The organism is Herminiimonas sp. NPDC097707, assembly GCF_044761395.1.
Taxonomy (GTDB): domain Bacteria; phylum Pseudomonadota; class Gammaproteobacteria; order Burkholderiales; family Burkholderiaceae_D; genus Oxalicibacterium.
Genome location: NZ_JBIWCI010000001.1, coordinates 1,452,000 through 1,465,115 on the forward strand (window position 1 = coordinate 1,452,000; position 13,116 = coordinate 1,465,115).

12 protein-coding genes are annotated in these 13,116 nt (G+C 55.2%); 2 read left to right on the plus strand and 10 right to left on the minus strand.

Going from position 1 to position 13,116, the window contains the following annotated elements; all coding sequences use genetic code 11:
* Nucleotides 1-97: 97 nt before the first annotated feature.
* From ACIQW9_RS06990 to ACIQW9_RS07000, 3 genes are all read right to left on the minus strand, one after another.
* Nucleotides 98-970 carry an alpha/beta fold hydrolase gene (locus ACIQW9_RS06990; RefSeq protein ID WP_402334643.1) on the minus strand — a complete coding sequence of 291 codons (873 nt, stop codon included), beginning with the start codon at nt 968-970 and terminating at the stop codon, nt 98-100.
* A 268-nt stretch (nt 971-1,238) separates the two neighbouring features.
* Nucleotides 1,239-1,550 carry a hypothetical protein gene (locus tag ACIQW9_RS06995; protein ID WP_402334646.1) on the minus strand — a complete coding sequence of 104 codons (312 nt, stop codon included), beginning with the start codon at nt 1,548-1,550 and terminating at the stop codon, nt 1,239-1,241.
* A gap of 182 nt (nt 1,551-1,732) precedes the next feature.
* Entirely contained in the window at nt 1,733-2,572 is an 840-nt protein-coding gene (locus ACIQW9_RS07000; RefSeq protein ID WP_402334648.1) for a ferritin-like domain-containing protein, read from the minus strand.
* Between the two features lie 144 nt (nt 2,573-2,716).
* On the opposite strand from ACIQW9_RS07000, the gene ACIQW9_RS07005 reads away from it, so the two are divergent.
* Entirely contained in the window at nt 2,717-3,241 is a 525-nt protein-coding gene (locus ACIQW9_RS07005) for a gamma carbonic anhydrase family protein (RefSeq protein WP_402334650.1), read from the plus strand.
* A gap of 2 nt (nt 3,242-3,243) precedes the next feature.
* On the plus strand, nt 3,244-4,170 hold the full coding sequence (hslO, locus tag ACIQW9_RS07010; protein WP_402334653.1) for an Hsp33 family molecular chaperone HslO: 927 nt from the start codon (nt 3,244-3,246) through the stop codon (nt 4,168-4,170).
* A gap of 92 nt (nt 4,171-4,262) precedes the next feature.
* Here hslO and ftsB read toward each other — a convergent pair whose 3' ends face one another.
* The 7 genes from ftsB to ACIQW9_RS07045 all read right to left on the minus strand — a co-directional run bounded on the left by ftsB (nt 4,263) and on the right by ACIQW9_RS07045 (nt 13,095).
* A complete protein-coding gene (gene ftsB / locus ACIQW9_RS07015; protein WP_402334655.1) occupies nt 4,263-4,595 on the minus strand; it encodes a cell division protein FtsB in 333 nt (110 codons plus the stop codon).
* Nucleotides 4,596-4,651: 56 nt separating this feature from the next.
* Nucleotides 4,652-5,935 carry a phosphopyruvate hydratase gene (gene eno / locus ACIQW9_RS07020; protein WP_402334657.1) on the minus strand — a complete coding sequence of 428 codons (1,284 nt, stop codon included), beginning with the start codon at nt 5,933-5,935 and terminating at the stop codon, nt 4,652-4,654.
* Between the two features lie 104 nt (nt 5,936-6,039).
* Nucleotides 6,040-7,698: a CTP synthase gene (locus ACIQW9_RS07025; RefSeq protein ID WP_402334660.1), complete on the minus strand. Its 1,659-nt coding sequence runs from the start codon at nt 7,696-7,698 to the stop codon at nt 6,040-6,042.
* 163 nt (nt 7,699-7,861) lie between these two features.
* The gene (locus ACIQW9_RS07030; RefSeq protein ID WP_402334663.1) at nt 7,862-10,273 is read right to left on the minus strand and encodes a DNA internalization-related competence protein ComEC/Rec2; all 2,412 of its coding nucleotides are present in this window, start codon (nt 10,271-10,273) and stop codon (nt 7,862-7,864) included.
* 7 nt (nt 10,274-10,280) lie between these two features.
* Nucleotides 10,281-11,078, minus strand: a complete 798-nt coding sequence (locus tag ACIQW9_RS07035) for a TatD family hydrolase (protein WP_402334665.1) — start codon at nt 11,076-11,078, stop codon at nt 10,281-10,283.
* 72 nt (nt 11,079-11,150) lie between these two features.
* Nucleotides 11,151-11,837, minus strand: coding sequence for a lipoprotein-releasing ABC transporter ATP-binding protein LolD (gene lolD / locus ACIQW9_RS07040; protein ID WP_402334668.1), 687 nt, complete (start codon nt 11,835-11,837; stop codon nt 11,151-11,153).
* Nucleotides 11,830-13,095, minus strand: coding sequence for a lipoprotein-releasing ABC transporter permease subunit (locus ACIQW9_RS07045; protein WP_402334670.1), 1,266 nt, complete (start codon nt 13,093-13,095; stop codon nt 11,830-11,832). Before ACIQW9_RS07045 ends, lolD begins: the two co-directional genes overlap by 8 nt.
* Nucleotides 13,096-13,116 lie beyond the last annotated feature (21 nt).

A 13,116-nucleotide genomic window follows, 5' to 3' on the forward strand; every position in this document is an offset into this window, starting at 1 on the left:
TTTGTTTTATTCAAATTTTCTCAAGAAACAGAAATATAGTGAGATTGTACGCGTATAGAGGTGAGTTGCTGCAATGCAAAATGAATGCCGGTGCAAGCTAATCGAGAAATTTTTCGACGGCGCTCGCGACAATTTCCGGTTGATCATGCTGCAGCATGTGTCCCGCATCCTGTACTGTCAAAATGGTGGCATTACGCAGATAAGCAATACGTCGCGCGATCTCTGCGCGTGCGCTTTCTTTGGACCCCATTCTTCGCAATAGTTCGCTATCACTGGCCTCTATCCACAACGTCGGCGCCGTAATCGCTTGCCAGCAAGCCATCACTTCATCGACGCGATACAAATTCGGATTCGGCAGCTTGTGCCACGGATCGGCCAATATGTCCCAACTGCCACTCTCGTTTTGCGCCGCCCAATGGCTTGCCAGAAATGCCGCCCGCTCATCGCTGAGACGCGGATTGTTTTTTTGCAGGCGCGCAGCAACTCCGTTAACCGTTGCATAGCTGTGCAGCTTGGGAGTGCCCGGCACCTGGTCCAGCCAACTTGCATAACGCGCAGGCGCCTCGTCTGCCTGCGTCACCGACATGCCGAATCCTTCCAGCATGACGAGCTTGTTTATCCTGCTTGTGCGCACGCCGGCATAAATGCCGGCCACATTCGCACCCAGACTATGGCCCAGCAAATTAACCGCCTGTTCAGGCGCGTAATGCTGGAGGATGGCATCGAGGTCGGCCAGATAATCAGGAAACCAGTAAGGCGCTGCAGCACGCTCGCTCAAACCGAAGCCGCGCCAATCCGGTGCAATCACATGCCAGTCGCGCTGCAATGCATCCACCAGAAACTGGAAGGAAGCCGACATATCCATCCAGCCATGCAGCATGAACAGCATGGGTGCGCGCTGATCGCCCCAATGCCGGATGTGATACTGCATGCCACGAATAGGGATAAATTCAGAATGCGAAGACTTCATGCGCAAGGCGGTAGGAAACGGTAAAGGTAGCGGTAGAAACGAGAATGCACGCGCGGAAAAAAATCATGCATGACGAGCACGCATTTTACCTGCCCTGGAAAAGTTTGACTGATCGGTTTTGCGTTCTGCGAGAGCTATATACGCAGCAACAAAATACCCATGCAGATTTCATTGAATACCGACTTATCTTTCAATCCAGCGGTAAACAACAAAACGCGAACAAAGCGCGTCCATGATCGTCGACCATAGACGCGCCGGGAATGACTATTTACTTGCTGCCGTCTTTGGCCGCATCCTGCATTTTCACACCAGCTTCTTCGACTTTCTTGCCGGCGGCATCTGTCATATTGGCCGTGCCCTGGCTGATTTCAGTCTTGGCCTTCTCGGCTTCCTGAGCTACCTTGGCAGCTGCCTCGTCCATTTTTTGTTTTGCGCTGGCAGCAGCCTCGTCAACTTTCTGGCCCATGGTTTCTGCCGAGCCTTTATCGATAGCGACTTCTTCTTTTTTCTGACAGGCGGCCAGACCTGCGATCAACAAACTCACTGCGAGTATGGAGGTAAGAGTTTTGCTTGCATTCATGATTTTCCCTTTTAATGAAGTTATACGAAAAAATGCCTAAAACCAACAATTTCAAGCCAGCTTCGTTTGCATTCTTGGCGCATTCGATTGCATCAACAGCAATCTTGCCATATGACTATGAATGCTCAATCAAGTTTCATCCATGCAGTAACAAGGTGTAACAATAATAAAAAAGAAACACTTTACAGTGGGTCGTGCAACAAGGTACTCAATTCAAGTTCGCTAAAACCTGCCGCCCGCCTTGCCTCCATATTAAAGGGACCGCGCAATACCGGCGCCTTGTATTGCAAGGACAGCTCGGCATAGGTCAGGATGGGATCAAGCCCGCGTAGATGGCACAGCATGTTGTACCAGCGGTTCCCGATCGCCACATGGCCGATTTCATCACGCAGGATAATATCCAGAATCTCCGCCGCCGCCTGATCTCCGGCCTGCGCCAGCTTGGCGCGCGTCAATGGCGTGGCATCGAGGCCGCGTGCTTCCAGCGTGCGCGGCACCAGCGCCATGCGCGCCAGAATATCGTCCCTGGTTTTATCGGCCATTTCCCACATGCTGTTATGCGCAGGGAAATCGCCATACTGATAGCCCAGCGTTTGCAAATGCGCAGACAGCAAGGAAAAATGCAGCGCTTCCTCGGCCGCAACCTGCAGCCAGTCTGCATAGTAAGCAGCCGGCATCCCGGCAAAACGCCACACGGCATCCAGCGCCAGATTGATGGCATTGAATTCGATATGCGTCAGCGCATGGATCATCGCCGCCCGCCCTTCCACCGTGCGCATTGATCTATGCTTGACGAACTTGGGAGAAATCAGTTCCGGCACGGCAGGACGACCCGGTATTGCTTGCTGCGCGAGCAAGACAGCAAGCGTATCCAGACGCAGCGTTTGTGTCCGCCAGGCGTCAGCCATGGCGATGACGCCGCCAGCCTTGCATGCAGGATCGCTTACGCCGGCCCAATGCAGGGCCAGCAGGCGCAATTCCAGGATATCGGCAACCAGGGGATGGGAAATGGGGTTATTCATGTGGGTAACGTAAAATAATACCTTTGCAAGCAGAAGTGCGACGATACCAGCGAAGCGAGTCTTCCAATTCGGGAATTCGTCCCCATTTGGCTCAATTAAACCCGGTCAGGGGATCGACCGGCAACCATTCATTCTACTGAACTCATGGCTATCTACCAATTAGGCGAACACGCTCCCGATATTGACGCTTCCGCCTACATTACCGATTCGGCAACGATCATCGGACGCGTCACCATCAAGGCCAATTCCAGCGTCTGGTTTCAGGTTACCGTACGCGGCGACAATGAAGACATCACGATCGGTGAAAACTGCAATCTGCAGGAAGGCGCCGTATTGCATGCCGACCCCGGTTTTCCGCTGACACTGGGCGACAATGTCAGCGTCGGCCATCAGGCGATGGTGCACGGCTGCACGGTAGGCGCAGGCTCGCTGATCGGCATACAGGCGATCATCCTGAATGGTGCGAAGATAGGTAAAAACTGCCTGGTCGGTGCCGGTGCGCTGGTCACCGAAGGCAAGGAATTCCCGGATAACTCGCTGATCATAGGTGCTCCCGCCAAGGCGATACGGACATTGAACGAGAACGACGTCGCCAATCTGCAGCGCATTGCCGATAGCTACGTGGCGCGCAGTCGCGACTTTAAAAATACACTGAAGAAAATAGGATAAGCATGACAGATACTTTGCATAAATTCATGTTCGAGGACGCGACCGTGCGCGGCGAACTGGTCGATGTTTCGGACACATGGAAGCATGTACTGGCACGACGCGATTATCCCGCTGCAGTAAAAACCGTACTCGGTGAAATGCTGTCGGCGGCAGCGCTGCTGTCGGCCAATCTGAAATTCAACGGTGCCATCATCATGCAGATTTATGGCGATGGTCCATTGCGCTTGCTGGTAGTCGAATGTGATTCGGAGCTGAATCTGCGCGCCACTGCCAAGCTGGCAGACGATGCCGTCATCAGCGACGACGCCACGCTGTCGGATCTGGTGAATGTGAAAGGCGAAGGCCGCTTTGTCATCACGCTCGATCCCAAGGATAAATTACCCGGCCAGCAAGCGTACCAGGGCATCGTTCCGCTGGATGGCGACAGCGTTGCCACAGTGATCGAAAATTATATGCTGCGTTCGGAGCAGCTCGATACCAGACTGTGGCTGGCTGCCGACGACCGGGCTGCGCGCGGCCTGTTGCTGCAAAAACTGCCGCATGAAGGCGGTATCGCACCGACCGGCGAAAACGATCTGGCAACCTGGGATCGTTCGGTGATGCTGGCATCCACCCTGCGTCAGGATGAATTGATTACAACCGATGTCGAAACCCTGATGCGTCGTCTGTTCTGGGAAGAAACCATCCGTGTGTTCGAGCCGCAGCATCCGCATTTCCTGTGCAGCTGCACGCGTGAAAAAGTCGGCAATATGCTGAAAATGCTCGGTCAGGCAGAAGTTGATTCGGCACTGGAAGATTTGGGCAAACTCGCCGTCGATTGCGATTTCTGCGGCCAGCACTATGAGTTCGACCCGGTAGATTGCGCACACCTGTTCGCAAGCGAATCACCGGTGGAAGCGCTGATTTCAGCCAGTCCGCACAAGCATTAAGCACTTGCTGTCTTCATCAGACAGCTATTCGGCAAGGTGTGATGCATGAAAACATCGGAGAAAACATCAGGGAAAACGCCAGAGAAAATTTCTCAGCGTTTTTCTTTTGGTTCAATCTTTGGGAGTGGAATGGAAACGAATGAGGATTTCTTGTTCGGGTCGAGGACCTGAACGAAAATCTCGTTTTCCTTGATCATGCCGAGTTCGTAACGGGCGCGCTCTTCGACTGCGCCGGTACCTTCCTTCAAATCCTGCACTTCGGAATTAAGCTTCGCATTGCGCGCTCTTAATTCATCGTTCTTCTTTTGTGCAGCGATCACTTGCTGATCCAGATCCCATACGCGCAGCCAGCCGCCCTTCCCCAGCCACAGCGGGAACTGAATCAGCAATACCAGCGCTGCAAGACAAAGGATGATGAGGCGCATCGGACATTTACATGGCAAATCCGGTCATGCAGCAAGGCCGCATGACCGATATTGATTTACTTCAGATTGTAAAACGCATTGCGGCCAGGATAGCTGGCGATATCGCCCAGATCTTCCTCTATGCGCAGCAACTGGTTGTACTTTGCCGTGCGATCCGAACGCGACATCGAACCAGTCTTGATCTGCAGCGAATTGGTGCCGACAGCGATATCGGCAATCGTCGAATCTTCGGTTTCGCCCGAGCGATGCGAGATCACGGCAGTGTAGCCGGCGCGCTTGGCCATTTCGATGGCGGCGAAAGTTTCAGTCAGCGTACCGATCTGATTGATCTTGATCAGGATCGAATTGGCAACATTTTTCTGTATGCCTTCACGCAGAATCTTGGTGTTGGTGACGAACAGATCGTCGCCAACCAGCTGAACTTTCTTGCCCAGCGCGTTGGTCAGTGTCGCCCAACCTTCCCAATCGTTTTCGGCCATGCCGTCTTCAATCGAGATAATCGGATATTTGTCGCACCAGGTGCCCAGCAGATTGGTGAAATCGGCGCTCGACAGAGACATGCCTTCGCCGGCCAGATGGTATTTGCCATCCTTGTAGAATTCGCTGGCTGCGCAATCCAGACCCAGCGCGATTTGCGTGCCTGGCTCGTAGCCGGCTTGTTCGATCGCCTGCAGAATCATTTTGATCGCCGCTTCGTGATTTTCAACCGATGGTGCAAAACCGCCTTCATCGCCTACCGAGGTCGGCAAGCCTTTGTCGTTGATGATTTTTTTCAGCGTGTGGAATACTTCAGCGCCGTAACGGATGGCTTCGCGGAAGCTCGGTGCGCCGACCGGGATGATCATGAATTCTTGCAGATCAAGGTTGTTGTTTGCGTGTGCACCACCGTTGATGACGTTCATCATAGGCACGGGCATTTGCATCGCGCCTGAACCGCCGAAGTAGCGATACAGTGGCAAGCCGGATTCTTCAGCTGCTGCTTTGGCCACCGCCATCGAGACTGCCAGCGTGGCGTTCGCACCCAGACGTGCCTTGTTGTCGGTGCCGTCCAGATCGATCAGTGTGCGGTCGAGGAAAGCTTGTTCGTTCGCATCCAGACCCATGATGGCTTCGGAAATTTCGGTATTGATGTTTTCGCAGGCTTTCAGCACGCCCTTGCCGAAATAGCGGCTCTTGTCGCCATCACGCAACTCGATCGCTTCACGCGAGCCGGTAGAGGCGCCGGACGGCACCGATGCACGGCCCATGACGCCTGACTCCAGCAACACATCGCATTCGACGGTTGGATTGCCGCGTGAATCGATAATTTCACGGCCTATGATGTCAACAATTGCACTCATCTATTTCTCCCTAATCAGCAAATTTCTTGATAACGATTTTGGCTCGACTGCAGCAACTCGCAAGGCCGTCATCATGTGAATGACAGGACCGAGCCGCTGGTTCGTCACGCCACTTTTTTCGACTCTTCAGCCTGTTTGTGCGCCAGTGCCGCCTTGATGAACGAAATGAACAAAGGATGTCCATCACGTGGCGTTGAATTGAATTCCGGATGATACTGCACACCGACATACCAGGGATGCGCATGCTCGCCGGTACGCGGCAATTCCATGATTTCGCACAATGATTCGGTCGGCGTGCGTGCCGACACGACCAAACCTGCATCTTCAACGCGGCTCAGGTAATGATTATTCGCTTCGTAACGATGACGATGCCGCTCGGTTACTTCATTGCCATAAATTTCTGCTGCCAGCGTGCCCGGCTTGACCGCGCAGGTTTGCGAACCCAGACGCATGGTCCCACCCAGATCGGAATTCAGATCGCGACGCTCAACCTTGCCGTCGTGGTTCTGCCACTCATTGATCAAGGCCACTACCGGTTGCTCGGTATCCGGATCGAACTCGGTCGAATTCGCCTTGCTCAGGCCGGCCACATTGCGTGCATATTCAATCAGTGCAACCTGCATGCCCAGACAGATTCCGAAATAGGGGATCGCATGCTCGCGCGCAAAACGGGCAGCAGCAATCTTGCCTTCCACGCCGCGTTTTCCGAAGCCGCCAGGCACCAGAATCGCATCGTATTTGGCCAGGCATTGCGGACCAGTGACTTCGATTTCTTCAGAATCCAGATATTCGATATTGACGCGGCTTTCGGTATGAATGCCGGCGTGACGCAATGCTTCGGTCAGCGATTTGTACGACTCGGTCAGATCGACATACTTGCCAACTATACCGATGGTGACATTATGCTTGGGATTTTCCAGCGCATACACCAGCTTGGTCCAGACCGATAGATCAGCTGGTTTCGGCGACAGAGCAAGTTTTTCACAGACGATGCGATCCAGACCCTGGTCGAACAGCATTTGCGGAATCTTGTAAATCGTATCCGCATCCCACACCGAAATAACGGCGTCTTCCGGCACATTGGAAAACAGTGAAATCTTGGCGCGTTCATCATCCGGAATCGGGCGGTCGGCACGGCACAACAAGGCATCTGGCGAAATACCGATTTCGCGCAGTTTTTGCACACTGTGCTGGGTAGGCTTGGTTTTCAATTCACCCGCCGATACCAGATACGGCACCAATGTCAGATGAACGAAGGCCGCCGCGTTGCGGCCGGCACGCAGGCTCAGCTGACGCGCCGCTTCGAGGAATGGCAACGATTCGATATCGCCGACAGTACCGCCGATTTCCACCAATGCAACGTCGAAACCTTCGGCGCCACGATAGATGTAATCCTGGATTTCATTGGTGATGTGTGGAATGACCTGGACGGTTTTGCCCAGATATTCGCCACGACGCTCCTTGCGGATCACCGATTCGTAAATCTGGCCGGTCGTGAAGTTATTCACCTTGCGCATTTTCGCAGTGATGAAACGTTCATAGTGACCCAGATCCAGATCCGTCTCGGCGCCGTCTTCGGTAACGAAGACTTCACCGTGCTGGAATGGACTCATCGTGCCGGGATCGACGTTGATATACGGATCGAGCTTGAGGAGAGTGACTTTGAGGCCGCGGGATTCAAGAATCGCGGCGAGAGAGGCGGCGGCAATCCCTTTGCCAAGGGAAGACACAACACCGCCAGTTACGAATACAAACTTGGTCATTACGGAAGGTGCCAAACGGCACGTGCGGGAAATTCAAATTATACCCCAAACCCCTACCTTTCTCCGACGATTCCGGAGGAAATTAACAGGCATCTTTGCAAATCGTGCCGAATACGCATGCCTGCTCACTTTGCCGGGTGCCAAATGCGTCTTGTACTTATTATCACCGCCCATACCAGTACCGGGCATGCTCCCGGCGATATTCGCTGACCCCTATCGCCGAACCGAAACGCAGGGAAATCGCGCCCGCCTCGTCGCTGCGCAAACGCCCGATACCCAATTCGCCATAGCGCTCAAAGACTTCCTGCTTGGGATGGCGATACCGATTGCGATAGCCGACCTGAAACAATGCCAGTTGCGGCTGCACCGCCTGCAGGAATGGCAATGTCGATGATGTGCCGCTGCCGTGATGCGGTGCCAGCAGTACATTCGCCGCCAGTTCAGCGCCTTTGCCTGCAGTCAGTTCGGCCTCCTGCACCGCTTCGATATCGCCGGGCAGCAGGATGGCCAGTCCGCTCAGCGTTACTTTCAAGGTGCAACTGCGGGCATTCGGCTTCCATTTTTCACTGTCGTAACTGGCTACCGTCGGATGCAGCAATGCAAAATCGACACCATCCCAATGCCAGGATTGCCCGGCACTACAGCGCTCATGTAGCGGCGCAGCACGCACTATCGGATGATCCAGCGGCAGCGAAGATGAGACGCGTCCGACCTTGATTTCCTTCATGATCGACAAAGCGCCGCCGGCATGATCCGTATCGCTGTGCGTAATCATGATGCCGTCCAGCTTATTGATGCCGCGTGCGTGCAAATAAGGCAGGATCACGCGCTTGCCGCCATCCGACTCCGGCGAATACGTTGGGCCAGTGTCATACAGGAAACGATGCTTTTCGGTTTCTATCAGCAGCGCCATGCCTTGTCCGACGTCAAATGCCGTCACCCACATTTCTCCCGCACGCGGATGCGCAGGCGTATTCAACACCAGCGGCAGCCAGGCGAAAAGACCGAGGTAGCGTGCCGGCCAGCCGCGCGGCGCCAGCATCCAGATCGTGCCGATCAGCGCCAGTGCAAACATCCACCAGTCCGGAATCGGCATCGTCCACACTGCCAGCGGAAAACCGCTCAGCCAGTTCAGTACCTGCGCCAATTCAGCCACGAGAAAATGTGCAAAGCCCAGAAACCAAAGCGACAGCGGAGAAGGCAACACACTGCCGAGCAGCGCCAGCGGCGTCACCAGAAAACTGACCAGCGGGATCGCAACAGCATTGGCAAGTGGACTCACCAGCGATGCCTGGCCGAACAGTAGAACCGTCAACGGCACCAAACCCAGCGTCACCGCATACTGCGTCAAGGTGGCGCTCTTCAACGCGGCTCGCCAGCGCGGCTGTTCCGCATCTCCGTTGGCAGCGGCACGCCCGACGCTGACATACAGAATGACCGCCACCGCAGCGAACGACAGCCAGAAGCCCGGACCCAGCACCGCCCACGGGTCGAACAAAACCACCAGCCCCAAAGCCAGGCACAACACGTGCGAAACACTGGTAATGCGGCCGCACCACAAGGCCAGCGCCACCACCGTGAGCATGATCAGCGTGCGTTGCGCCGGCACACCCGAGCCTGCCAGCAATACATAGACAGTCGCCGCCAGCATGCCAGCCAATGCGGCGGCTTTTTGTGCCGGCAGTATCAGCGGCAAACGCGCCGTCGTAAAAAACGAGCGGCGCCACAGCGCAAAAATCAGCCCGGAAAACAAGGCGGCAACCATGGTGATATGCAATCCCGAGATTGAAATCAGGTGTGAAATTCCGGTGCGGTTGAACACGGTCCAATCCGTCTGGCTGATGGCCCGCTGATCGCCCACCACCAGCGCCACGATCACACCGGCGTAGGGCTTATCACGCAGAATATTCTGTACCCGCTCCCGCAAGCGGCTACGGCAACGCTCTACGACATTATTGAAACTGAAGACGAAATTATCCAGCCGCACATTCTTCAAGCCGGCTTGATCTGGACGTATATAGCCAGTCGCCCGAATATTTTGCTCCAGCAACCACATTTCGTAATCGAAGCCATGCGGATTCGCATTGCCGTGCGGACGGCGCAAGCGCACGTTAAATTGCCAGCGCTCGCCGGGCTGAACATCGGCCAGCTCCTGCACCTCATCTGCATGGAAAGCCGAATACCAGGACAAGGCCAGTCTGGATGGAATGACTGGCGTCACGCCTTCAACCGGCAATACTTTTTCAACTGCAAAATTGAAACGCACGCCGCGCTCGAAATAAGCAGGCATGCTGTCTATCGTGCCCACTACCGTGATGTCCCGGCCTTCCAGATTTTTCGGCAATTCCGCCGCCAGGTAATACTGTGCAAACAGCGCCGCCCACACAAAACCCAGCAGCGCCCCCATGCCTGCAAACAAAGGCATCCTGATTTGATGCGTAGAGCTGCGACGGGCAAGCACCGCCAACAGGCATGCGGTGCCGAATAGACAAACGATGATCGAATAATGCGGCAGCGACGCTTGCATCTGCAGCCAGGCGGCACCGACGACAAAGCCGACGATCGCGCTGCGCATCAGCGGCTTACGTGAGGGCAGCCAGTCGCGGCATCGCGGCTAGCGCATTGGCAGACGTGATGTCCGCAATCGCAGCAACAGGCATCTCGCGCAACTCGGCCAGTATCTGACCTATGCGCGGCAATTGTTCCGGGCTATTGCGTTGTGGATGCAGCCAGGCAGGAGAAATATCGGGTGCATCCGTTTCCAGCACGATGGATGCGAGCGGCAAAGTCGCCGCCAGACGCCGTATCTGCAATGCACGAGTGAAGGTCATCGCGCCACCAAAGCCGAGTTTGAATCCCAGACCGATGAAGGTCTCGGCTTGCTGAACACTGCCGTTGAATGCGTGCGCAATGCCGCCTGCGACTTTGATGCGCCGCAGGTATTTCAAAATACTATCCTGTGATTTGCGTACATGCAGCAACACCGGCAAACCGAAATCGCGCGCGATCTTCAGTTGTTCGACATAGAAAAATTCCTGCTTCTCGCGCATCTCCGGCGTCGTCAACAGCGGAATGAAAAAATCCAGGCCTATCTCGCCGATGGCGACAAAGCGACTATCGTTCATCGCCACCTCGACCGCTACTCGCATGGCGGCAAGATCGCCTTCCTGCGCCTGCGGCACGAAAATCGGATGGATGCCGAGCGCATACGTGCAATTGGCATGCTTGTGCGCCAGCGCTGCCACCGTGGCGAAGTTATCGCGCGCGACGGCCGGTATCACGATCATCGCTACGCCTTGTTGCAAGGCGCTCGCCGCAATGGCATCTTCTTCAGCCGCGAACTCTGCCGCATCCAGATGACAGTGCGTATCGATCCACATATCAGTGAACGGCAATCAAACGATGGAAGCAGACGCGGACATCATTCATATCGATCCAGACACCGGATACATTCAATCGCTATAAGGCTGCAAGCCATCTTCCGACAAACGCAGGATACGGTCGCAGTGTGTCGCCAGTTCGATATCGTGCGTGACAATCACGAATGCCGTGCCCAGCGTACGCGACAACTCCAGCATCAAATCGAAAGTCTTGTGTGCCGTGTGGCGATCCAGATTGCCGGTCGGCTCATCGGCCAATACGCAGGCCGGCTGCGTCACCAGTGCGCGCGCCAGCGCCACGCGCTGGCGTTCACCGCCGGACAATTCACCCGGCACATGCGTGACGCGATGTTCGAGACCGACACGCGCCAGGATCGCGCGCGCCGTCTCATGTGCTTGCTCACGCGGTATGCGCCGTATCATCAACGGCATCGCGACGTTATCCAGAGCAGAAAATTCCGGCAACAGATGATGGAATTGATACACGAAACCCAGCGAACGATTGCGCAGATTGCCACGCGTCTTTTCATCCAGGCTGGCAAAATCCTGATGCTGCAAAGTCACCGAACCGGCGCTCGGCGTATCCAGCCCGCCCAGCAAATGCAACAGTGTCGATTTGCCCGAACCAGAAGCACCGACGATCGCCACCCGTTCGCCCTTGACGATATCCAGGTTGATGCCTTTCAATACATCGACCGCATATTTCCCTTGCGTGAAAGTTTTCGCAAGATCGCGGCAAGCCAGTACATGTTCACTCATAACGCAATGCCTCCGCAGGTTTTACGCGGGCAGCCCACCAGCTTGGGTACAGCGTCGCCAGAAATGCCAGCACCACTGCCACGCCGCCTATGGTCCAGACATCGGGCCAGCGCAAATCGGATGGCAGAGAACTGATCAGATAAATATCCTTGGGCAGGAACTGCACGCCCAGTATACGTTCGATGAAAGGCACGATGACATCGATATTGGCCGCAATCAGCACCCCGCCGCCTACGCCTATCGCCGTACCGATCAAGCCCACCAGCGCTCCCTGAATCATGAAGATTTTCATGATGGAACCGGGCGATGCGCCCAGTGTACGCAGGATGGCAATATCGGCCTGCTTGTCGGTCACGGTCATCACCAGCGTCGAGACCAGATTGAATGCGGCCACCGCAATGATCAGCGTCAGGATGATGAACATCATGCGCTTCTCGGTTTGCACGGCAGCAAACCAGTTGCGATTCTGCTTGGACCAGTCACGTATCAATAAGTCGCCGCTCAGGGTGCGCGACAAATCCAGCGCAACCTGCGGTGCGCGCTGCATGTCTTCTATTTTCAGACGCAAACCGGATGGCGCGCTCAACTTGAACATTTTCATCGCATCGTCGATATGGATGAAAGCCAGCGTCGAGTCGTATTCAAAATGTCCGGAATCGAATATGCCGACCACCGTGAACTGCTTGAGACGCGGAATCACACCGGCCGGCGTGACCTGCCCTTGTGGCGCAATCATCGTCACCTTGTCGCCCAATCGCGCATTCATGCTACGCGCCAGTTCATTGCCCAGCACGATATTGAATTCGCCGGAACGCAAATTTTGCAAACTGCCTTCCTTGACCTGCGACGCAACATCGGACACCTTGGGTTCTTCATCCGGCAGCACACCGCGCACTGCAACCCCGCGCAGCGTTTCATCGCGCGTCATCATCGCCTGCGCATCGACATAAGGCGCGGCGCCGCGCACTTCCTTGTTCATGAAAGCTTCACGCGCAGTGGCTTGCCAGTCCGGCAAACCGCCATACGGCTCGAATACTTCTATATGCGAAAGCACCGACAGCATGCGATCGCGTACTTCCTTTTGAAAACCGTTCATCACCGACAGCACGATAATCAACGCCGCCACGCCCAGGGCTATGCCGGCCATAGAAATCAGCGAAATGAATGAAATGAAACTGTTGCGACCGCTGCGGCGACCGCTGCGCGTATAGCGTATGCCGACCAGCCACTCGAAAGATAGATTTTTTATAATGCTCAATGAAGGCTCCTGAATGCAGCA

What these genes read in the sequence shown, in the direction of transcription:
- eno (WP_402334657.1), bottom strand. Translation starts at nt 5,935, where the DNA reads ATGAGTGCAATTGTTGACATCATAGGCCGTGAAATTATCGATTCACGC.
- ACIQW9_RS07000 (WP_402334648.1), bottom strand. Translation starts at nt 2,572, where the DNA reads ATGAATAACCCCATTTCCCATCCCCTGGTTGCCGATATCCTGGAATTG.
- hslO (WP_402334653.1), top strand. Translation starts at nt 3,244, where the DNA reads ATGACAGATACTTTGCATAAATTCATGTTCGAGGACGCGACCGTGCGC.
- ACIQW9_RS06995 (WP_402334646.1), bottom strand. Translation starts at nt 1,550, where the DNA reads ATGAATGCAAGCAAAACTCTTACCTCCATACTCGCAGTGAGTTTGTTG.
- ACIQW9_RS06990 (WP_402334643.1), bottom strand. Translation starts at nt 970, where the DNA reads ATGAAGTCTTCGCATTCTGAATTTATCCCTATTCGTGGCATGCAGTAT.
- ftsB (WP_402334655.1), bottom strand. Translation starts at nt 4,595, where the DNA reads ATGCGCCTCATCATCCTTTGTCTTGCAGCGCTGGTATTGCTGATTCAG.
- ACIQW9_RS07025 (WP_402334660.1), bottom strand. Translation starts at nt 7,698, where the DNA reads ATGACCAAGTTTGTATTCGTAACTGGCGGTGTTGTGTCTTCCCTTGGC.
- ACIQW9_RS07030 (WP_402334663.1), bottom strand. Translation starts at nt 10,273, where the DNA reads ATGCGCAGCGCGATCGTCGGCTTTGTCGTCGGTGCCGCCTGGCTGCAG.
- lolD (WP_402334668.1), bottom strand. Translation starts at nt 11,837, where the DNA reads ATGAGTGAACATGTACTGGCTTGCCGCGATCTTGCGAAAACTTTCACG.
- ACIQW9_RS07005 (WP_402334650.1), top strand. Translation starts at nt 2,717, where the DNA reads ATGGCTATCTACCAATTAGGCGAACACGCTCCCGATATTGACGCTTCC.
- ACIQW9_RS07035 (WP_402334665.1), bottom strand. Translation starts at nt 11,078, where the DNA reads ATGTGGATCGATACGCACTGTCATCTGGATGCGGCAGAGTTCGCGGCT.